This window comes from Pseudomonas sp. MYb118 (assembly GCF_040947875.1).
Lineage (GTDB): Bacteria > Pseudomonadota > Gammaproteobacteria > Pseudomonadales > Pseudomonadaceae > Aquipseudomonas.
This window is the reverse complement of sequence record NZ_JBFRXN010000004.1, coordinates 327,669-348,615: the sequence shown is the minus strand read 5'-3', so window position 1 is coordinate 348,615 and position 20,947 is coordinate 327,669. Positions and strand designations below refer to the sequence as shown.

Here is a 20,947-nt window from a genome sequence, read left to right as displayed (position 1 = left end):
AACGCAGCACCCGGCAACACCCCGCATAAAAATAATCAGTGGGAGACAACCAAGTGAAAACACCCCTCACCGGGATGCACGACGGCACCGATCCGGTCCTGCAATCCGCCATCGCCAAAGTGAAACGCCACGTCCTGCCGCTGTTCGTGATCATGTTCATCGTCAATTACATTGATCGGGTGAACATCGGTTTCGTACGCACCCACATGGAACACGACCTGGGCATTGGCGCCGCCGCGTACGGCCTCGGTGCCGGCCTGTTCTTCATTGGTTACGCGCTGTTCGAAGTGCCCTCCAACCTGCTCCTGCAAAAAGTCGGCGCGCGAATCTGGCTGACCCGCATCATGCTGACCTGGGGCCTGGTCGCCGCCGGCATGGCGTTCATCCAGAACGAAACCCACTTCTACATCCTGCGTTTTCTGCTGGGCGTGGCCGAGGCCGGGTTCTTTCCCGGGGTGATCTACTACTTCACCCGCTGGCTGCCCGGGGTCGAGCGTGGCAAGGCCATCGCGATCTTCCTCAGTGGTTCGGCCGTGGCGTCGCTGATCTCCGGGCCGCTGTCCGGGCTGCTCCTGCAAATCAACGGCCTGGGCATGCATGGCTGGCAATGGATGTACTTCATCGAGGGCATGTTCTCGGTGTGCCTGTGCGTATTCGTCTGGTTCTGGCTGGACTCCAGACCCCACGATGCCAAATGGCTGGAACGCGCCGAGCAGGACGCGCTGGTCAAGGCCATCGACGCCGAACAACTGGCCCGCGAAGCCGCAACACCGGTCAAGCCGTCCCTGGGCACGCTGCTCAAGGATCGTCAGATCATCCTGTTCTGCCTGATCTACTTCTTCATCCAGCTGACCATCTACGCCGCCACGTTCTGGCTGCCGAGCATCATCAAGAAGATGGGCGAGCTCAGCGATTTGCAGGTTGGCCTGTTCAACTCGATCCCGTGGCTGCTGTCGATCGTCGGCATGTACGCCTTCGCTTCGCTGTCGGCGAAATGGAAGCACCAGCAGGCCTGGGTGGCGGCAGCGCTGCTGATCGCGGCGGCCGGGATGTTCATGTCCACCACCGGCGGGCCGATCTTCGCGTTCGTGGCGATCTGCTTCGCGGCGCTGGGTTTCAAGTCGGCCTCGTCGCTGTTCTGGCCGATCCCCCAGGCCTACCTGGATGCGCGGATCGCCGCCGGGGTGATCGCGCTGATCAACTCGGTGGGCAACCTCGGCGGCTTCGTCGCGCCGACCACTTTCGGCCTGCTGGAACAACACACCGGCTCCATCCAGGGCGGCCTGTACGGCTTGGCCGCCACCTCGATCATCGCTGCGATCATCGTGTTCGCCGCCCGCAATACGCCCAAGGCGGCCTCACCGGTTACCGCCGACAAACCTGCGCCACAGCACGCCTGACCATTGCCTAAATAAGGACAAGAACATGACCGCACATGACACCGCCAAAGCTCCGATCATCACCAGCATGCAAGTGGTTCCAGTGGCCGGCCACGACGGCATGCTGCTCAACCTGAGCGGCGCCCACGGGCCCTTTTTCACCCGCAACATCGTGATCCTCAAGGACAACGCCGGTCACACCGGCGTCGGCGAAGTGCCGGGCGGCGAACGTATTCGCCAGACCCTGGAAGATGCCCGCTCGCTGGTGGTCGGCAGCCCGATCGGCACCTACCAGAAGATCCTCAACCAGGTGCGCCAGACCTTCGCCGACCGCGATGCCGGTGGCCGCGGCCTGCAGACCTTCGACCTGCGCATCACCATCCACGCCTTCACCGGCCTGGAAGCGGCGTTGCTGGACCTGCTCGGCCAGCACCTGGACGTGCCCGTTGCCGCACTGCTCGGCGAAGGTCAGCAGCGCGACGAGGTGAAGATGCTCGGTTACCTGTTCTACGTCGGTGATCGCCAGCAGACCGACCTCGCCTACCGCAGCGAGCCTGACGCCGACAATGACTGGTTCCGCCTGCGTCACGAGAAGGCCATGACCAGCGACGCAGTGGTGCGCCTGGCCGAAGCCGCCCATGCGCGCTACGGCTTCCAGGACTTCAAGCTCAAGGGTGGCGTGCTGCGCGGCGATGAGGAAATCGAGGCGGTGACCGCCCTGGCCGAGCGCTTCCCCGAGGCGCGCATCACCCTCGACCCGAATGGCGCCTGGTCACTCAAGGAAGCCATTCGCCTTTGCCGCGACCAGCACCAGGTACTGGCCTATGCCGAAGACCCGTGCGGCGCGGAAAACGGCTACTCGGGCCGTGAAGTCATGGCCGAATTCCGCCGCGCCACCGGGCTGAAGACCGCAACCAACATGATCGCCACCGACTGGCGGGAAATGGGCCACGCCATCTCGTTGCAATCGGTGGACATTCCGCTGGCCGACCCGCACTTCTGGACCATGCAGGGCTCGGTTCGCGTGGCGCAGATGTGCCACGAATGGGGCCTGACCTGGGGTTCGCACTCCAACAACCACTTCGATATTTCCCTGGCGATGTTCACCCACGTCGCCGCCGCGGCTCCGGGCGACATCACCGCCATCGACACCCACTGGATCTGGCAGGACGGCCAGCGCCTGACGCGCGACCCGCTGCAAATCGTCGGCGGCTGCGTGCAAGTGCCGCGCAAACCGGGGCTGGGTATCGAACTGGACATGGACCAACTGGCCAAGGCCCACGAACTGTACAAAGGCATGGGGCTGGGCGCACGGGATGACAGCGTGGCGATGCAGTTCCTGATCCCGGGGTGGAAGTTCGATAACAAGCAGCCGTGTCTGGTGCGCTGATCGGACCCGACCCTTTCCCTCTTTCCCTGTGGGAGCGAGCCTGCTCGCGAGGCGGTGTGTCATACAGCCACGTGTCGTCTGAACGAACGCTTTCACCCTGTAGGAGCGAGCTTGCTCGCGATGGCGGCGTGTCATTAGACCACGTGTCGACTGAACGGAAGCCATCGCGAGCAAGCTCGCTCCTACAGGTTTGGGGTTGTGGCGTCAGTTGGATTGCGCCGCTTGCAACAACCATCCTTTGAATGCCGCCATCGCCGCCGTCTCCGGGCGTGACTGCAAGCGGGTCAGCCAGTAGCTGCCGGTAGTGATGCCGATGGCGAACGGTTGCTCGATGGCCCCCGCTGCCAGTTGCCGCGCGAACATCAACGGCGGCGCCAACGCCACGCCCGCCCCTTGCAGCGCCGCCTCCATCATCGCCAGCGATGAGTCGAAGACGATGCTGCGCGGTGGCGCGACGTGAGGCGCCAGGCCCGTGGCCTGGAACCACTGCGACCATTCGTCCGTACGATAGGAGCGCAACAGGGTTTGCTGCAACAGATCCTCCGGTGCCTGCAACTGCCGGGCAATCTGCGGCACGCACAACACCGACAACGGCGCCTCGATCAGGCGCACCGCTTCAATGCCGTGCCAGGCTCCGGCACCAAAGCGAATCGCAAAATCCAGGCCTTCGGCAGCGACATCCACCCGGTTGTTATTGGTCGACAGACGCAAATCTATGAATGGATATTTCGCCTGAAACCCGGCCAATCGCGGCAACAGCCAGCCCACCGCGAACGTCCCCACCGCCCCCACCGTCAGCACTTCACGCAAGTGCCCACCCTGGAAACGCTCGAGGCTTTCAGCGATGCGGTCGAACGAATCACGCACCACCGGCAACAGCGCTTCCCCTTCGCTGGTCAGCATCAGCCCACGCGGCAGGCGCTTGAACAGCGTGACCTTAAGCTGGGCCTCAAGGCTCTTGACCTGATGACTGACCGCCGCCTGGGTGACACACAACTCCACTGCCGCACGGGTGAAACTCAAGTGTCGCGCAGACGCCTCGAAGGCGCGCAGGGCATTGAGCGGCAGTTGCGGGCGAATCATGCGGACTCCCAAATTTTTCTAATGGCCAGACCCAAATAACATCGTTTGTCGTGGGCCGGCAAAGTGACTAGATTTTTGCCACGCTTATCCGCAGCCCTATCGAAAACGGCGCGGAGCGAGCAGGTAATCTCGATAAGAACCTGATGGAACGCCTCGCAAACATGCACAGACCAACTCTCAGCAAGACCTTATCCTACAGTGCTTTCGGACTTCTCATCGGTTCAGGCTACTGCATGGCCGGCAATGCCCGCGACGCGCAGATCGAAGCCGCCGTGAGCAGCGTGGTAACCCCAGTCATGCAGCAGCAGAGCATCCCCGGCATGGCGGTCGCGGTCACCATCAACGGCCAGGTCCATTACTTTAACTACGGCGTGGCCTCCAGGGAAACCGAAAACCCCGTCACCGAGAGCACCCTGTTCGAGATCGGCTCGGTGAGCAAGACCTTCACCGCGACCCTCGCCGCCTACGCCCAGGCCAGCGGCAAACTGTCCCTGACCAACAAAGCCAGCCAGGTTTGGCCGGCCTTGCGAGGCAGCGCCTTCGACAACATCAGTGTGCTGCAACTGGGCACTTACTCTGCGGGCGGATTGCCTTTGCAGTTCCCCGCCGAAGCCGACACGGCGGACACGATGCTCGGCTATTTCAAACAGTGGAAACCGACGTATGCACCGGGCAGCCATCGCCAGTATTCCAACCCGAGCCTGGGGCTGTTCGGTTATCTGGCGGCGCAAAGCCTGGGCGTCCCCTTCGATCAGGCGATGGAGCAAACCCTGCTACCCAAGCTCGGCCTGAAGCACACCTTCCTCAAGGTGCCACAGGAACAATCGAGCCTTTATGCCCAGGGCTACAACAAGGACAACCAGCCGGTACGAGTCGGCCCGGGGGCACTGGATGCAGAGGCTTATGGGGTTAAGACCAGCGCGGCGGACCTGATCCGCTACGTCCAGGCGAACATGCAACCGGCGCAACTGGAAAAACCCTTGCAGCAGGCCATCGCCCTCACCCACACCGGGTACTACCAGGTGGGCGACACCACCCAGGGCCTGGGTTGGGAGTTCTATCCGTACCCGGTCAAGCTCTACACCCTGCTGACGGGCAACTCGACGACCATGACGCTCGAAGCCAACGAGGTCCGCTGGCTCAACCCGCCACAAACGCCGCAGCAGGCCACGTTGTTCAACAAGACTGGTTCGACCAGCGGCTTTGGCGCGTATGTCGCGTATGTGCCGGCCAAGCAGATAGGGATTGTGATGTTGGCTAACCGCAATTATCCGAATTCGGAACGAATCAGGATTGCCCATGCGGTGCTGGAGAAGTTGAGTCACTGATTGGAGAGGTCGACGGACCCGTTTCAAGCAGGGTCCGTCGGTAGTGCCGTGGTTCAATCATCCGGCTGCTCTGGTGGCTTGGCCGGTTTCGCCGGTTTGGCCGGCTTGGCATTCTTGGCGCCCTTGGCCGGGGCGGGCTCGGCGGCGGGTGGCGGAGGTGCTGCGGCGGCGGCCGCTTCTTTTTCGGCCATTGGCATGGCGTCGATGGTCTCGAAGATTTTCTTCAGGTCCGTGGCTTTGGCTTCTTCGCCCGAGCTTTCGAATTTTTTCTCGCCGTCCTTGCCGATCAGGATCACCTTGGGCAACGCCCCTGCTCCCATTTTCAACGCGCGGATCAGCGCCATGGTGTCCTGCTGGCCCATGTCCTTGCCGTCAAGCTGGCCGGACATGTTCAGCACGCTGTACACCTTGATGTTGCGGTCGGCGATTCCCTGCTTGTTGGCCGGGTCTTCCAGGGATTTTTTCAGGCTGATCCAGACGGGGTCCACCGTGCTTTGGGCGATGATGACAAGCGGTCGGGCCAGGCCCTTCTGGACATCCAACGGCGAATCACCATCAGCGGCGAGCAAGGGGCCGGCAAAGGCCAGCAGGGTTGTCAGGGTCAGTGACCTGATGAGCATGCGCATCTCCTTTTGATATCCACGCTCTAATGATTGCGCATCGCGGCGTTCGTTCCGGGTGACGCACCGCAATTGTGTTTCGCCATGTCCCAAGCTTAGGTCAGGGCAGTCATTGCGCAACAGATTGCTGACCCTGGGTGGTTGCCCTCATCGCGCTTGCGGTTCCATAATCGGCGCGCTGCTCCATTTTCAACGAGGTGTTAGTCCGATGCGCAATTGATGCCGCCGTCCTGTTTGACGGTCCCGTCTTCATGTTTTCCCACACCGTGGGGAAGTGATCGCTGGCATCCATTGAGAAGCACCCATGACCTCTACCTGCCTGACGCTGGACAGCGTCACCTTCACCCTGGCCGATGGCCGGGTGGTCTTTTCCGAACTGTGCCTCGAACTCGACCAGCAGGCCACCGGCCTGGTGGGCCGCAATGGTGTGGGCAAGAGTTTGCTGGCGCGCATACTGGCCGGGCAGCTTGAGCCAAGCAGTGGCCGATGCGTGCGTGATGGCTCTGTGCACTACCTGACACAACAGGTCGATACAGCCCGAAGTGTTGCCGATCTGATGGGTGTCGAACCGGTGCTGGCAGCACTGCAACGCATCGAAGCCGGCAGCGTCGAACCTGCGGATTTCGACATCGTCGCCGATCGCTGGGATATCCGCAGGCTTGTGCAGACCGAGTTGCAGGCTCAGGGCCTGGGCCATCTTGCGCTTGAACAACCCGCCAGCCAGCTCAGTGGTGGCCAGGCCATGCGCGTGGCGCTGGTGGGGGCCTGGGTGGCCAACCCTGACTGGCTGATCCTCGATGAGCCGACCAATCACCTCGATCGCGCCAGCCGCCTGGCGTTCATGGCGCAACTGGATCAGTGGCCCAAGGGATTGCTGGTGATCAGCCATGACCGGCAATTGTTGCGACTTATGTCGCGGATCGTCGAACTGTCGTCACTGGGCCCGCACAGCTATGGCGGCAACTACGATTTTTATCAGCAGGCCAAGGCCCTGGAACGTGAAAACGCCGCGCGGCTGTTGCAGCAGCGCAAGCACGAACGCAAGCGTGGCGAGCAGGAACTGGCCCAGCAGCGCGAACGTCAGGAACGCCGCAGCGCCCAGGGCAACCGAAGTGCGCGCGAGGCCAATCAGGCGCCGATCCTGCTGGGGCGGCGCAAGGAGCAAAGCGAGAACAGCCTAGGCAAGTCACGGGCCCAGGAAACCGCCGCTCGCGAGCAGCTGAACCGTCAGGTGCGCGAGGCGGCGCAACAGGTCGAGCAGGAATCGTTGATTCGTTTGTACTCGCCTGGGGATTCATCGGGGCATCGACGTCAGGTCGCCAGGCTACAGGCGTTGCGACTGCCGTTCAGGCCTGAACGTGCCGGCGCAATCGACCTGAGCATTGGCGGCGGGCAGCGCATTGGCGTGGTGGGCGATAACGGCGTGGGCAAATCAACACTGTTGAAGGTGTTGGCGGGGCAATTGCCGCCGCAGTCGGGGGAATGTTCGGTGCAGGTGCCGGTGGCCTGGCTCGATCAACAGGCAAGCAGCCTGGACCCGCACAAGTCGGTGCTCGAACAGTTGCGGGAAGTGAACCGTCGCAGCAGCGAGGGCGAGTTGCGTACGCGCCTGGCCCACCTGGACCTGGATGCCGGGAAACTGCAACAACCCAGTGGCTCGCTCAGTGGCGGCGAGCGCCTCAAGGCTGCCATGGCTTGCGTGCTCTATGCCGACACACCGGCGCAGTTGCTGTTGCTGGACGAACCGGGCAACCACCTGGACCTGGCCTCGCTACGGGCGCTGGAAACCATGCTGAGCCAATACCAGGGCGCCTTGGTGATCGCCTCCCACGACGAAGACCTCCTTTCGCGCTTGCAGCTCACCCACCTCCTGCACCTGCACAGCCACACCTGGGAAATACAAATCCTGTAGGAGCGAGCTTGCTCGCGATGGCGGCCTTGCGGTGTACATATCCTTTGCTGCGGTAACGGCCGCTTTTGGTTCCGCCCTTACGGCGGGTGACTTTGGCGCGCTGTAGGAGCGAGCTTGCTCGCGATGGCGGCCTTACGGTGTACATATCCATTTCTGCGGTAACGGCCATCTAAGGTTCCGCCTTTACGGCGGGTTACTTTGTCGCGCCAAAGTAACCAAAACGCCCCGCCCCTGACGTACGGCCCTTCGCTTACGCTCCGGGTTCCCTCGCTCCGGTCCTGCTCCGTGGGCCCGCCGCCATCGGCCATCCTTGGCCGAGGGCGGCTAACCCGGCATCCATGCCGGGTTACCCACTGCGCAGAACCTCCACTCGGCCTTCCGACGGGGCAATTTGCGGCGCCTGGTAGTCCTCGGCCAGAAGCTAAAGATCAAAAGCACAGAACCCTTTCCCCTGTAGGAGCGAGCATGCTCGCGATGGAGGCGCAGGCACCGTGGGCATCCAGACAACCCGCGTCATCGTTAACGACCATCGCGAGCAGGCTCGCTCCCACAGAACTTGTAGGAGCGAGCTTGCTCGCGATGGTAGCCCGGGCACCGCGGGCATTCAGGCAGCCAGCGTCATCGTTGACGACCATCGCGAGCAGGCTCGCTCCCACAGAACCTGTAGGAGCGAGCTTGCTCGCGATGGTAGCCCGGGCACCGCGGGCTTCCAGACGGCCAGCGTCATCGTTGACGACCATCGCGAGCAAGCCCGCTCCCACAGAAAATCAAAAGCGCACAAGCCGCCTGTAGGCACGATCCCCCCCCAATCGACACCATCGTGTAATGTCCTCCATGCATCCCCCGTGCTGTCATGGCTGTGCGGGCAATCGGGACCTGCACCCGACATTGTCACGCCCTGAGATGTCCCACGCTCCGCCAGGAGCCGTCGATTAGCGAGGCTGAAATGTTATTACCAATGTCTACCTGGTCCGAGATCGAGCAATTTCTCGAGCGCTCGCGCACCATCGTCATTCCTATTGGCTCCAACGAGCAGCATGGCCCGATCGGTCTGCTGGGCACCGACTGGATGTGCCCGGAGATCATCGCCCACGAAGCACAGAAAACCGCCGATATCCTGATCGCCCCGACCTTCAACATCGGCATGGCCCAGCACCACCTCGGATTCCCCGGCACCATCACTCTGCGCCCCTCGACTTTCATCGCCGCCATCGGCGACTGGGTGCGTTCGCTGGCGGCCCACGGTTTCGAGAAGATCTTTTTCCTCAACGGTCACGGCGGCAACATCGCCTCGATCGAGGCGGCGTTCTCCGAGCTTTACGCCGAAGCCAGTTTCGCCCGCCGTCCGGCAGGCTTCTCATTGAAGCTGTGCAACTGGTGGGACCTGGAAGGCGTCACCGCGCTGGCCAACCAGCAGTTCCCCACCGGCCACGGCATCCATGCCACGCCGTCGGAAATCGCCGTGACCCAGTGGGCCTACCCGGACTCGATCAAGTCGGCGCCCTATTCGCCACAGATCGCCAACTGGGGCCCGATCCGCGAAGCCCATGACTTCCGCGCCCGCCATCCCGACGGCCGGATGGGTTCGGACCCGGCCCAGGCGTCGCCGGAAAAAGGCCGCCAGCTGGTGATGTTGGCCGCGCAGGGCCTGATCCGCGAACTGGATCTGTTCAGCAGCGAACAAGCCCCGCGCTAGAGCGTCGCGTCGCCCATGTGCCCGCGCTAACAAGCGCTAACAGCACATAACTGGCGATCCCGGCCCTGCGGCATCACTCTTGAGCCTGACCACGCTGGCATGCCCAGTCGAACCGATGGCTCAAGAGGGATCCGATCATGGCCGAACGTTATCGCGGTAGCTGCCTGGACAGAGTCCACCGCCCCGCCAACGAAGAACTGTGTGCGTTGATGGCCGATGTCCTGGAACACGACACACCCGCCTCATTGCAACTGATCGCCACCGTCACTCCCTTGTTGCTGGCGTTTTTCGAAGGCCAGGTGCAGGCCGCCCGGGTCGAGCGCGCCAGCGTCGACGCCCTGGTGCAACAGGCGTTCATGACCCTGCATCGACGCCGTGCCGACTACGATGTGAACACCCCCTTTCGTGCGTGGCTGATCGATACCGCCCGCGACACTCTGCTCGAACATTTGCGCAGCCAGCCTGGCGCCGAGGTCGTCGCCCCGGCGGCCAGCACGTCCCTGTTGAACTGCCATCGAGCCCTGCGGGCCATTTGAAGACCCGTTGCGAATGTCGTCTGCGCCTACCAGGAAGTCTCCATGATCAATGTCGAAAAAGTCCTCTACACCGGCCATACCCACACCACCGGCGGCCGTGAAGGGACGGGACGCAGCCAGGACGGCCGACTGGACCTCAAGCTCTCCGCCCCCGGTGCGCCGGGCCTGGGCACCAACCCCGAGCAACTGTTCGCGGTCTGCTGGTCGGCGTGTTTCCTCGGTTCCCTGCGTCACGCCTGCAACGCCCGCAAGATCAGCTTTCCGGCGGATGCCGCAGTCGATGCGCAGATCGACCTGATGCATGGCGAACAGGGCTTTTTCCTGCAAGCCCGGCTCGCCGTATCCCTGCCGGAGATCGCCCCGGACATCGCCCGGCAACTGATCGACGCGGCCCACCAGAACTGCCCCTACTCCAAGGCGACCCGGCGCAACATCGACGTGGCCCTTTCCCTCGCCTGACCGGGCGCCATGACGCTCTCCCGCAGGCAGCGCAGCACTTGAACGTTGAGTCAAAACCCCTATGATGCAGACTTGCGCGCGCCTTTCGCCTGCCGCGAAAACACAGCCCCCTTTGCAGAGAGCGTTGCCTGTGGAGTCCGTCCCAGACAATTTGCATGAATCCCTGAGCCTGCAACTCGCCTTCGGACCTTTCTGCGTCACGCCGGGCAAGCGCCTGCTCACCCATAACGGCAACGCCGTGGAGATTGGCGGCCGCGCCCTGGACCTGCTGATCGCCCTGCTCGAACGCCCCGGTCGCGTGCTGTCCAAGCACGAGCTGATCAAACTGGTCTGGCCCAATATCGTGGTGTCCGAAGGCAGCCTGCGCTTTCACATGACCGGCCTGCGCAAGATCCTCGGCGATGGCGAAGACGGTGCACGTTACATCTCCACGCAAGTGGGCGTGGGGTATGCCTTCGTCGCCCCCATCGAGCGCTTGCAGCCCGAGCAGCACCTGACAATTGCCACCGCGCCTCCCGCCTCGCCGCCGGGCGAGCAACGGCTGAGCAGCGTCGGCAACCTGCCGCCGAGGGCCCGGCTGGTGGGGCGCGACGACGATGCGCAAATGCTCGTCGAGCGGGCGCTGGAGCCCAGGCTGTTCACCATCGTCGGCCCCGGCGGGGTCGGCAAGACCAGCCTGGCAATCGAGGTCGGGCACCGGCTTGGCGCCGGCCACGCCGAGCGCGTGCGCTTCGTCGACCTGGCCCAGGTCGAGGACGCCGCGCTGGTGACCTCGGCACTGGCGGCGGCGCTGGGTATTCCCGTGCAGGCCGAAGACCCACTGCACGTGCTGCTGGCGCATCTGCGCACACGCCGGCTGGTGTTGATCATCGACAACTGCGAGCACCTGATCGACGCGGTGTCGACCATCGTCGAACAGATCCGCGAAGCCGCCCCCGACGTAGCGCTGCTGACCACCAGCCGCGAACCGCTGCGCGCCCTGGGCGAGCACATCCACTGGCTCAGCCCGCTGGGTTTTCCTGTGGACACGCAGACACTGAGCGTCGAACAACTGCTGGCATTCCCGGCCGTGAAACTGTTCGTCGAACGCGCCTCTTCAGGCAATGCGGCCTTGCAACTGGACGTCGGCGATGCGCAGTTGATCGCCGACATGTGCCGGCGCCTGGAAGGCATGGCCTTGCCAATCGAACTGGCGGCCATGCGCGTGGCCAGCCATGGCGTACAGGCCACCCATGCGTTGCTCGGCGAGCGTTTTTCCCTGGGCTGGTCGGGGCGGCGCACCGCCTTGCCGCGCCACCAGACCCTGCGCGCGATGCTGGACTGGAGCTACGCCCTGCTCTGCCCTCAGGAACACCTGGTGTTCGATCGCCTGGCGGTGTTCGTCGGGCCGTTTTCCCTGGAGGCCGCGTCGCAGATTCTCGCCGACGGGCAGATCGACTCGATCAGCGCAGCCGCCGCTTTAGACGAGCTGGCCGCCAAGGGCCTGGTCACCGTCGATCACAGCAACGCCATGGCCACCTATCGCCTGCTGGAGATGACCCGCGCCTACGCCCGGGAAAAACTCGCGGCGCGCGGCGACATCGAGGCCCATGCCCTGTCCTTCCGCCATGCCGCCTACTTCACCGCGCGGCTCGATCACCTGGGCAGTACGCCCGGGGAAATCTACGAGAGCTGCGCGCGGCTCTCCTGCCAGTTGGGCAACATCCGCAGCGCCCTGGAATGGAGCTTCGGCCCCCAGGGCGATCCGGGGCTGGCGTTGCCACTGGCGGCCGCCAGCGCGGCGTTGTTCCTGCATTTTTCGCTGATGGTCGAGTGCCGGGCCTGGTGCTCCCGGGCCATCGAGTTACTGGAACTGGGCTACTTCGGCACGCCGACCGAAATGGAACTGCAAGCTGCCCTCGGGCTGGTGCAGATGTTCACCCGCGGCAATAGCGAGGCCGCGCACAAGGCCTTGCTCCGGGCGCTGGACATCGCCCAGGCGCTCGGCGATCACTGGTCGCAGCTGCGCCTGCTCGGGCGCCTGCAAATCTTTTCCGAACGTATGGGTGACTTCCCTTCGTCGCTGGCCTGGGCCGAGCAAGCCGTGGAAGTCGGCAACCTGATCGGCAAGCCCGAAGCCATCGCCGTCGCCGCCTCGCTGGCGGGCATTTCCCATCACCTGCTGGGCAATCAGCAACTGGCCCGCCAGGCCCTGGAAAAATCCCTGCGCCACAGCCTGCCATCGCAACGCAGCAGCACCGTCCACTATGGCTTCGATCACCGCAACCGCACCGGCCTGGCGCTGGCGCGCACCCTGTGGCTGCTGGGGTTTCCTGACCAGGCCAGGCGCTGGGCCGAGCAGGTCGAAGCCGAAGCCGCCGCCCTGGATCATTCGGTGACCTACTGCATCGCGCTGGTCTGGACACTGTGCATCTACATCTGGACCGGCGACCTGGACAAGGCCACGGCGCGCCTGGACACCTTCAGCAACATCGCCGAAGCCAACGCCCTCGCCCCCTACGTGGCGGCGACCCTGGGCGTGCAAGGGGCGATTGCGATTCGCGCAGGCCAGCCGGGCAATGCCGTGGCCCTGCTCGAAGAGAGCCTGGCGCGGCTGCAAGGCATGCGTTATGAACTGCTGACCACTTCGTTCGAGATCTCGTTGATCGAAGGCCTGATGCTCAACGCCCAGCCTGAAAAAGCGCTGTGCCAGGCCGAGCGCACCATCGACCACTGCCGTCGCAGCGGCGACGCCTACGCGCTGCCCGAACTGCTGCGAATCAAGGCGAGCATCCTCAAGACCCTGGACCCTGGCGCCGACCGGGTCGTGCAGGACACGCTGCAGGAATCGCTCACGCTGAGCCGCCAGCAAGGCGCTCGTTCATGGGAACTGCGGGCTTCGATGGACCTCGCGCGCGTGTGGCTGGAACAGCACAAGCCGGCTGAGGCCAGGGCACTGTTGACGGCCTGTCGCGAGCAGATGACGGAAGGCTACGACAGCCTCGACCTGCGGCAATTGGAAAGCCTGTGGCAGAGCCTTCCAGGTTAAGCGGCCGGTCGACTCAATCGGCTTGAGGTAAAAGCTGCCCGACTTTTTTCACCAGATCGGCCAGCGATCTGGCCTTCATCTTGCGCATGACCCTGCCACGGTGGGCCTTGACCGTGATCTCGCTGATCCCCAGGTCCGAGGCAATGACCTTGTTCATACGCCCTGCCACGACCATGTCCAGCACTTCCTGTTCACGGGGGGTCAGAGTGGCATGGTTGTCGCGCAGCACCCGCAGGTCGCCCTCACGACTCAGCGCCACACGACTGCCCTGCAGCGCGTCGGCGATGGCTATGAGCAACACTTCATCGTCAAACGGTTTGGTCAGGAACTCCACGGCCCCGGCCTTCATCGCCCGCACCGAACGCGGCACATCACCGTAACCGGTGATGAATATGATCGGCATGTCCGGCCGCTCGCCGGCAATTGCGTTCTGCAAATCCAGCCCGTTGAGGTCCGGCAGGTTGATATCGAGTACCAGGCAACTGGGCACCAAAGGCCTTGGATGGGCGAGGAATGCCTGCGCCGATTCAAACAGCTGCGGCCGCCACTGCGCCTGTTCGATCAGTAACTCCAATGACTCGCGCACGGAGATATCGTCATCGACCACGAACACGATGGGTGTGCTGTCTACGGGCTTCGGCGCTGACTCGTTATTGGCGTTCACCACACATCTCCTTAAAGATTGATTGTCCTCAACTGACCGGCAACGCGGCGCTGAGGGCTTTTAGCAATTCGGCCTCGCTGAACGGCTTGAGCAGGCAGTCCACCGCCCCCTGATTCACCAGAAACGGGCGCTGCCCGGCATCACTCAGTGCCGTGATAAAAATGATCGGGATCGCGTAATGCTGCGATGCGAGCTGCTTTTGCAACTCGGGACCGGACATGCCCGGCATGGCGACGTCCAGAATCAGGCAGCGCGTCTGTTCGAGATAATCGGAGGCCAGAAACGCCTGCGCTGAAGAAAAGGCCTGCACCGCAAAGCCGAACTCCCTGAGCAGATCCGGTAACGCTTCACGCACGGACTCATCGTCGTCAACCACCGATATGAGTAAAGGCTTGTCCATCAAGAACCCTCTCTGGTGTGATCGCGGCCGCTTCCCGCGCCCGGCCTGGGGGTGTCATCCCCACCGCTCGCCTGGGCATTGCCAGACGGGTATGGAAGAGAAAAACGAAAGATTGCACCGGGCCCGATATCGTTCATGCGGGCCGACAGGAGACCGTCATGGCTGTCGATAATCGAATGGCTGACAGACAAACCGATGCCCATGCCCGATTGCTTGGTGGTGAAGAACGCGTTGAACAGGCGCTCGGCATCTTGCGGCTCAAAACCAGTGCCGTTGTCCCTGACTTCGAAATACACATGCTGACCCTGCTGCCCGGTGCTGACCTGCAGGTGCCGTGAACGATCGGTGACGCTGCTCATCGCCTCTTTGGAATTGAGGATCAGGTTGAGAATGACCTGCTGCAACTGCACGCGATCACCCTTGACCAGAGGCAGGGCGTCGGCGAACACAGGATTGAGAATCACCCGGCCCCGCTGCAGTTCGCCGAGCAGCAGGGCGATCACCTCGCGCGCGGCCTCGTTGAGGTCGACGTCTTCCAGGGCGATGCTGTCCTTGGAAAACAATACCCGCAGACGCTTGATGACATCTGCGGCCCGATTGCCGTCGCGAATGGTGCGTCGCGCCGTTTCCAGGGCGCCATCGACGTTCGGTGGACTGGCTCCGAGCATGCGCAGGCAGGTGCTGGCATTGGTGATGATACCGGCCAGTGGCTGATTGACTTCGTGGGCGATGGAAGCGGTCAAGGCGCCCAGGCTGGCCACCCGCGCCAGATGGGCCAGCTCCGAGCGAACCTCGCCCAGCGCCGTCTCGGAAAGGCGCCGCTGTGTCACGTCCCGCAAGGCGGCGATGTACTCCAGACCACCGTCCTGATCCGGTATCGCATGGGCCACCAGGTGTACATGCTTGATCATCCCGTCGGGCAGTTGCAGGCGATGTTCGTGTTCGAAGTCGCGACCTTTCTTGCGCTGACAACGAATCATCTCCTTGTAGCTGGAGAGGTCATCCGGATGGATACGCGTGTACAGCAGGTCGAAGGTGGGCCTGATGCCGGGATCGAGGTCGAGAATCCGATAGATTTCCTCAGACCAGATGATGTCGTTCGAGCCGGCATGCCACGAAAATGTGCCAGTGGAACTCAGCCGCTGTGCCTTGGCCAGGAACGCCTCACTCTGGCGTAGCGCCGCTTCGCCGCGCGCCCGGTCGATGGCGATGCTGGCGAGATGGGTGAACTGCGCAATCAGATTCTGCTGGATGGCGTCAGGCTTGCCCGGCTCGCGAAACAGCAGCGAGAGCACGCCCGTCACACTGCCACTGATGGAGGTCACCGGGGTTGACCAGTTGGCCCGCAGGCCATGACTCAGTGCGCTGGCGCACCAACGAGGCCAACGTTGCTCGCGGGTAAGGTCCGGGCAAATCACCTGTTGGTTGCGAATCGCGACAAGGGCGGCCGGACAGCCAGCTGCATCCACCGGGCGACCGTCGGCGGCGATGGTCAGGTCGGGCGGCAGGTTCGGCGCGGCACCCGGCACTATGCGCGGCACGGCCTTGGGCACCCGATACGAGCCATTGGGGTCGATCTGCACGATGCTGCACACACCGCCGTCGATACTCGCCTCGAGCAGCTTGCACAGGGCTTCGAGAATGAGCCTGAGCGGCGTACCTCTGGCAATCAGGCCGAGCAGGTGTTTTTCACCCTCCAGCAACATCTCGGCGCGCTTGCGATCTTCGATGTCGGTATTTTCCCCGTACCAACGCGCCACTCGCCCGCACTCGTCGCGTTCCGGAACGGCGCGCACCAGGAACCAGCGAAAGACGCCGTCAAAGCGGCGCAACCGCGCCTCGAATTCTCCGGGCTGTTCCGATGCCAGTATTCGCCGATAGGCCGCCAGCGTGTGGTGATCGTCCGGGTGCACCGAGGCCGTCCAACCATCGCCGCACGCTTGTTGCAGCGCGATGCCGGTATAGTCGCACCAACGCTGGTTGAGGAAACTGACGTAGCCATCGGGCGCAGCGCTCCAGATAAAACCCGGGACCGCGTTGATCAGGCTGCGAAACCGCGTTTCCGAAGCACTGATCTCGACCAGTGCCTGCGCGATCAGGGCCTTGTCGCGCTTTTGCTCGTCGATGTCCACCGTGATCACCCACCAGCGGGTGATGCGCCCGCAGTCGTCGCGCATCGGTATGCCATTGGCGACGAACCAATGATAGGCACCGTCGGCACGGCGGATGCGTTGTTCTGCACGAAACGGCTCTCCAGTGGTCACCGAATGCGTCCAGCTTTGCAGGATCCTGGGTTTGTCCTCGGGGTGGATGATGTTACTGGTGCTCCAGCCCTGAAGTTCTTCCAGGGTGGTGCCCATGTATTGCAGATTGTGGCTGTTCACGTACTCCAGCTCGCCATTGGGCGCCATCAGCGAAACCAGGGCAGGAATGCTGTCGATCAGCGTGCGCAGGTCGGGCTCGAGCGCCGCTGGGGCAGGCTGGCAGTGCTCGTCGATGTCGGTGCCGATCCCGCACCACGTTGGCAGGTTGCCGGCGGCATCCGCCACCGGGCTCATGCGCAGGACAAAGAGGCGGTAGGCACCGTCAACGCGGCGCAGGCGTGCGCGCAGATCGCCAGGTTCGCCACTTTCGATGATCGCCTGCCAGCCCTGTGACACCTGCGCAAAATCATCCGGGTGAACGGAGGACAGCCAGCCCGCGTCCATGGCGTCCGCGCGATCACGGCCGGTGTAGCGGCACCAGTATTGATTGACATAGTCGACACGACCATCGGCGAGCGCGGTCCATGCCACACCTGGCAGCACGTCGATGATGCTCTGGTTGTCCATACCGATCCTGTGTGTGCGGTCGCCGTTTGGCGAGGATGCCCCTGCTGGGCGGGCAAAGCCAATCATACCTTGGTGTCGCACGCCGGCATCAATGCAGTGGCGGCTGTGCCGTCGGCGCCAGGCATCTCGGCAAGGTCCACTAACACCTTCGTGCAATTGAGCGCGCTCCAGGCGTTTTGGTGAGATGAAGTTTCATCAAACCTCCAAAAAAAGGAAAACGCCATGCCTGCTCCGACCGCACCCGAGAATGTGCTCTACACCGCCAACGTCCACACCACCGGTGGCCGCGACGGTCATGCTCGCAGCAATGACGGACGCCTCGAGATCAATCTGTCCAGCCCTGGCTCGTCGGGCGCCGGCACCAACCCGGAGCAACTGTTCGCCGCCGGCTGGTCAGCGTGCTTCGAAGGCGCTCTGCGTCTGGCGGCACGCCGCATGAGCATCAACCTGCCCCAGCCGGTGGCCATCGACGCGCAGGTGGACCTGTGCTCCGCCGAGGGCGCTTATTTCCTGCAAGCACGCCTGAACGTCAGCGTGCCGGGTGTGGAGCGCGAGTCGGCCCAGGCCCTGGTGGATGCCGCGCATGAGACCTGCCCGTACTCGAAGCTGTCGCGCAACAACATTGCCGTGCAGATCACGCTAGTCTGAGTGGTTCGAAGCCGTTCGAGCCGGGCCGCCTGAACCGGGGGCCCGGTACCGCCCCATAACCGTGAGGAGCTGAAGATGAACAAGCTGACAACCGCCGCCGGCGCACCGGTGGTCGATAACAACAATGTACAGACTGCGGGCCCTCGGGGCCCGATGCTGTTGCAGGACGTCTGGCTGCTGGAGAAGCTCGCGCATTTCGATCGCGAAGTCATTCCCGAACGACGCATGCACGCCAAGGGTTCGGGTGCCCACGGCACCTTTACCGTGACCCACGACATCACCCGCTACACCAAGGCAAAACTGTTTTCCCAGGTGGGCAAGACCACCGATATTTTCATCCGGTTTTCCACCGTCGCTGGCGAACGTGGCGCGGCGGATGCCGAGCGCGACATCCGCGGGTTTGCCATCAAGTTCTACACCGAACAAGGCAACTGGGACCTGGTGGGCAACAACACGCCGGTGTTCTTCCTGCGCGACCCGTTGAAGTTCCCCGACCTCAACCACGCGGTCAAGCGCGATCCGCGCACCAACATGCGCAGCGCCAACACCAACTGGGATTTCTGGACATTGCTGCCCGAAGCCCTGCACCAGGTCACCATCGTCATGAGCGACCGTGGCCTGCCGCAGTCCCACCGGCACATGCACGGGTTCGGCAGCCACACGTTCAGCTTCATCAGTCCGGACAACCAGCGCTCCTGGGTCAAGTTCACCTGGAAAACCGAACAAGGCATCGCCAACCTCACTGACGCCGAGGCCGGTGCGGTGATCGCCGCCGACCGCGAGAGCGCGCAGCGTGACCTGTATGACAGCATCGAGAAAGGCGACTTTCCGCGCTGGAAACTGTTCGTGCAGGTGATGCCCGAGCTCGACGCCGCCACCTACCCGATCAACCCGTTCGACCTGACCAAAGTCTGGCCCCATGCCGACTATCCGTTGATGGAAGTGGGCGTGCTGGAGCTCAACCGCAATCCCGAGAACTATTTCGCCGACGTTGAACAGGCGGCGTTCAACCCGGCCAACGTGGTGCCGGGCATCAGCTTCTCGCCGGACAAAATGTTGCAGGCGCGGTTGTTCTCCTATGGCGATGCCCAGCGGTATCGCGTCGGGGTCAACCATCACCAGATCCCGGTGAACGCGGCGCGCTGCCCGGTCAACAGCTACCACCGCGACGGGCAGATGCGCGTCAACAGCAATGCCGGCAGTACCCTCGGTTACGAACCCAACAGCTACGGCGAATGGGCTGAGCAACCGGACCTCCGCGAACCGCCCCTGGCCTTGAACGGTAGCGCCGATCACTGGAACCACCGTGAAGACGACGACTACTTCTCCCAACCCGGCGCCCTGTTCCGCCTGATGAGCCCGGCGCAGCAACAGGTGCTGTTCGACAACACCGCCCGCGCCATCCAGGGCGCCTCGGTGCAGGTCAAGCAGCGCCATATTGATAACTGCACCCAGGCCGACTCGGCGTATGGCGCGGGTGTGGCGCGGGCGATTGAAATGTTGGGTTGATGTTGCGCAGGCAATAACCTTTTGTTGGTGTGCCTGCAAAACCTGGCCACACAAAAATCCTGTGGGAGCGAGCCTGCTCGCGATGGCGTAGTGTCAGTCCCCCTTGCATCGCCTGACCCGGCCCAATCGCGAGCAAGCCCGCTCCCACAGGGGGGATTGGGGGTGTGCCTGCAAAATTTGACACACACAAATCCTGTAGGAGCGAACCTGCTCGCGATGGCATTGGGTCAGTCACCTTTGCATCGCCTGACCCGGCCCAATCGCGAGCAAGCCCACTCCCACAGGGGGATTGGTGGTGTGCACGCAAAATGTGACACACACAAAAATCCTGTGGGAGCGAGCCTGCTCGCGATTGCATTGGGTCAGTCACCTTTACATCGCCTGATCCGGCGCTATCGCGAGCAGGCTCGCTCCCACAGTGGGGATTGGGGGTGTGCCTGCAAAATGTCACACACACACAAATCCTGTGGGAGCGAGCCTGCTCGCGATGGCGTTGGGTCAGTCACCTTTACATCGCCTGACCCGGCGCTATCGCGAGCAAGCTCGCTCCTACAGATCAACCGCGGGCCATGAATTCTCGGGGGGATTCGCCCATCAGGCGGCGGAACATGGCGCTGAAGGCGCTTTGGCTGTCGTAGCCCAGGGCGCGGGCGATGTGGCCGATGGGGTGGCCCTGGTCGAGGCGGTCGATGGCGGTGGCCAAGCGGACCTGCTGCACCCAGTGGCGGAAATTCAACCCGGTTTCCTGCTGGAACAGCCGGATCAACGTGCGTGAACTGGCGCCCACCCGGTCCGCCCAGTAGTCCACCGAATGGGCCTGCTCGGGGCTTTCCAGGATCGCCGTGCACACCGTCACCAGCCGCCGATCCTGCGGCCAGGGAATCTGCAACGGCAACGTCCGCGCACGCTCGAGTTCACTGAGAATCAACGCCACGACATGGGCATTGCGCCCCTCCTCGGGGTATTCGATCGACTGATCCGCCAGGGCCAGGATCAACTCGCGCAGCAACGGCGAGATCTCCACCACCTTGCAGCTGTCACCGAAACGCCTTGCGGCCTCAGGCTCGATGTAGACCGAGCGCATCTGCACCGGGCTGAGCATGCGCTGGTCGTGGACGATCTGCGGGGGAATCCACAACGCCCGCCTGGGCGGCAAGACCCACAACCCGGTCGGCGTCGCCACCCGCATCACGCCGCTGGCGGCATACAGCAATTGCCCGTGCCGATGGCTGTGCGGCTCGTTGTACTGGCCGGTGTCCTGGTCGCGCACCAGCACGGTCATCAACCGTGGCACGTCCTGGTAATCCAGGTAATCCTCGCTGCGCGGGGCGCGGGTTGCGCGCTCGGCAACGGTTCGGTCTGCTCGTTTCACCGGCTCAGAGTCTCAGATCGTATGTCGTGAACCATCAAAACACGGCCATTCACTGCTTGTCACTTTCGCGATAAATCATGGCATATGCCACC

16 protein-coding genes are annotated in these 20,947 nt (G+C 63.2%); 10 read left to right on the top strand and 6 right to left on the bottom strand.

What is annotated here, in order from left to right:
* Nucleotides 1-53 precede the first annotated feature (53 nt).
* Complete coding sequence (locus tag ABVN20_RS27565) at nt 54-1,400, top strand: MFS transporter (RefSeq protein WP_368558956.1); 1,347 nt, start codon at nt 54-56, stop codon at nt 1,398-1,400.
* Nucleotides 1,401-1,425: 25 nt separating this feature from the next.
* Nucleotides 1,426-2,769 (top strand): glucarate dehydratase, encoded by a 1,344-nt coding sequence (gene gudD, locus ABVN20_RS27560; protein ID WP_368558955.1) that lies wholly within the window; start codon nt 1,426-1,428, stop codon nt 2,767-2,769.
* 204 nt (nt 2,770-2,973) lie between these two features.
* On the opposite strand, the gene ABVN20_RS27555 is transcribed toward gudD, so the two are convergent.
* Complete coding sequence (locus tag ABVN20_RS27555; protein ID WP_368558954.1) at nt 2,974-3,852, bottom strand: LysR family transcriptional regulator; 879 nt, start codon at nt 3,850-3,852, stop codon at nt 2,974-2,976.
* 161 nt (nt 3,853-4,013) lie between these two features.
* On the opposite strand from ABVN20_RS27555, the gene ampC reads away from it, so the two are divergent.
* Entirely contained in the window at nt 4,014-5,180 is a 1,167-nt protein-coding gene (gene ampC, locus ABVN20_RS27550) for a class C beta-lactamase (RefSeq protein ID WP_368558953.1), read from the top strand.
* A gap of 53 nt (nt 5,181-5,233) precedes the next feature.
* On the opposite strand, the gene ABVN20_RS27545 is transcribed toward ampC, so the two are convergent.
* On the bottom strand, nt 5,234-5,800 hold the full coding sequence (locus tag ABVN20_RS27545) for a DUF4174 domain-containing protein (protein ID WP_368558952.1): 567 nt from the start codon (nt 5,798-5,800) through the stop codon (nt 5,234-5,236).
* Between the two features lie 304 nt (nt 5,801-6,104).
* On the opposite strand from ABVN20_RS27545, the gene ABVN20_RS27540 reads away from it, so the two are divergent.
* The 5 genes from ABVN20_RS27540 (at nt 6,105) to ABVN20_RS27520 (ending at nt 13,431) form a co-directional block, all read left to right on the top strand.
* Entirely contained in the window at nt 6,105-7,712 is a 1,608-nt protein-coding gene (locus tag ABVN20_RS27540; protein WP_368558951.1) for an ABC-F family ATP-binding cassette domain-containing protein, read from the top strand.
* A 946-nt stretch (nt 7,713-8,658) separates the two neighbouring features.
* Entirely contained in the window at nt 8,659-9,408 is a 750-nt protein-coding gene (locus ABVN20_RS27535; RefSeq protein WP_368558950.1) for a creatininase family protein, read from the top strand.
* A gap of 137 nt (nt 9,409-9,545) precedes the next feature.
* Entirely contained in the window at nt 9,546-9,944 is a 399-nt protein-coding gene (locus ABVN20_RS27530) for a sigma factor (protein WP_368558949.1), read from the top strand.
* A 42-nt stretch (nt 9,945-9,986) separates the two neighbouring features.
* Nucleotides 9,987-10,403 carry an organic hydroperoxide resistance protein gene (locus tag ABVN20_RS27525; RefSeq protein ID WP_368558948.1) on the top strand — a complete coding sequence of 139 codons (417 nt, stop codon included), beginning with the start codon at nt 9,987-9,989 and terminating at the stop codon, nt 10,401-10,403.
* Between the two features lie 130 nt (nt 10,404-10,533).
* On the top strand, nt 10,534-13,431 hold the full coding sequence (locus ABVN20_RS27520; RefSeq protein WP_368558947.1) for a winged helix-turn-helix domain-containing protein: 2,898 nt from the start codon (nt 10,534-10,536) through the stop codon (nt 13,429-13,431).
* A 13-nt stretch (nt 13,432-13,444) separates the two neighbouring features.
* Here the strand turns inward: ABVN20_RS27520 and ABVN20_RS27515 are convergent, their stop codons facing one another.
* From ABVN20_RS27515 to ABVN20_RS27505, 3 genes are read right to left on the bottom strand one after another with little or no spacing between them, the layout of a single operon-like run.
* On the bottom strand, nt 13,445-14,095 hold the full coding sequence (locus tag ABVN20_RS27515) for a response regulator transcription factor (RefSeq protein WP_368558946.1): 651 nt from the start codon (nt 14,093-14,095) through the stop codon (nt 13,445-13,447).
* 28 nt (nt 14,096-14,123) lie between these two features.
* Nucleotides 14,124-14,495, bottom strand: coding sequence for a response regulator transcription factor (locus ABVN20_RS27510; protein WP_368558945.1), 372 nt, complete (start codon nt 14,493-14,495; stop codon nt 14,124-14,126).
* Nucleotides 14,495-17,326 (bottom strand): PAS domain-containing protein, encoded by a 2,832-nt coding sequence (locus ABVN20_RS27505; protein WP_368558944.1) that lies wholly within the window; start codon nt 17,324-17,326, stop codon nt 14,495-14,497. Before ABVN20_RS27505 ends, ABVN20_RS27510 begins: the two co-directional genes overlap by 1 nt.
* A gap of 222 nt (nt 17,327-17,548) precedes the next feature.
* Here ABVN20_RS27505 and ABVN20_RS27500 point away from each other — a divergent pair, with 222 nt between their 5' ends.
* Both ABVN20_RS27500 and ABVN20_RS27495 read left to right on the top strand, forming a co-directional pair.
* Nucleotides 17,549-17,974, top strand: coding sequence for an organic hydroperoxide resistance protein (locus tag ABVN20_RS27500; protein WP_368558943.1), 426 nt, complete (start codon nt 17,549-17,551; stop codon nt 17,972-17,974).
* Between the two features lie 75 nt (nt 17,975-18,049).
* Nucleotides 18,050-19,483 (top strand): catalase, encoded by a 1,434-nt coding sequence (locus ABVN20_RS27495; protein WP_368558942.1) that lies wholly within the window; start codon nt 18,050-18,052, stop codon nt 19,481-19,483.
* A 556-nt stretch (nt 19,484-20,039) separates the two neighbouring features.
* Here the strand turns inward: ABVN20_RS27495 and ABVN20_RS27490 are convergent.
* Nucleotides 20,040-20,765, bottom strand: coding sequence for a helix-turn-helix transcriptional regulator (locus ABVN20_RS27490; RefSeq protein ID WP_368559413.1), 726 nt, complete (start codon nt 20,763-20,765; stop codon nt 20,040-20,042).
* Nucleotides 20,766-20,947 lie beyond the last annotated feature (182 nt).

What these genes read in the sequence shown, in the direction of transcription:
- ABVN20_RS27505 (WP_368558944.1), bottom strand. Translation starts at nt 17,326, where the DNA reads ATGGACAACCAGAGCATCATCGACGTGCTGCCAGGTGTGGCATGGACC.
- ABVN20_RS27495 (WP_368558942.1), top strand. Translation starts at nt 18,050, where the DNA reads ATGAACAAGCTGACAACCGCCGCCGGCGCACCGGTGGTCGATAACAAC.
- ABVN20_RS27490 (WP_368559413.1), bottom strand. Translation starts at nt 20,765, where the DNA reads ATGACCGTGCTGGTGCGCGACCAGGACACCGGCCAGTACAACGAGCCG.
- ABVN20_RS27510 (WP_368558945.1), bottom strand. Translation starts at nt 14,495, where the DNA reads ATGGACAAGCCTTTACTCATATCGGTGGTTGACGACGATGAGTCCGTG.
- ABVN20_RS27525 (WP_368558948.1), top strand. Translation starts at nt 9,987, where the DNA reads ATGATCAATGTCGAAAAAGTCCTCTACACCGGCCATACCCACACCACC.
- ampC (WP_368558953.1), top strand. Translation starts at nt 4,014, where the DNA reads ATGCACAGACCAACTCTCAGCAAGACCTTATCCTACAGTGCTTTCGGA.
- ABVN20_RS27535 (WP_368558950.1), top strand. Translation starts at nt 8,659, where the DNA reads ATGTTATTACCAATGTCTACCTGGTCCGAGATCGAGCAATTTCTCGAG.
- ABVN20_RS27540 (WP_368558951.1), top strand. Translation starts at nt 6,105, where the DNA reads ATGACCTCTACCTGCCTGACGCTGGACAGCGTCACCTTCACCCTGGCC.
- ABVN20_RS27545 (WP_368558952.1), bottom strand. Translation starts at nt 5,800, where the DNA reads ATGCTCATCAGGTCACTGACCCTGACAACCCTGCTGGCCTTTGCCGGC.
- ABVN20_RS27500 (WP_368558943.1), top strand. Translation starts at nt 17,549, where the DNA reads ATGCCTGCTCCGACCGCACCCGAGAATGTGCTCTACACCGCCAACGTC.
- gudD (WP_368558955.1), top strand. Translation starts at nt 1,426, where the DNA reads ATGACCGCACATGACACCGCCAAAGCTCCGATCATCACCAGCATGCAA.
- ABVN20_RS27530 (WP_368558949.1), top strand. Translation starts at nt 9,546, where the DNA reads ATGGCCGAACGTTATCGCGGTAGCTGCCTGGACAGAGTCCACCGCCCC.
- ABVN20_RS27555 (WP_368558954.1), bottom strand. Translation starts at nt 3,852, where the DNA reads ATGATTCGCCCGCAACTGCCGCTCAATGCCCTGCGCGCCTTCGAGGCG.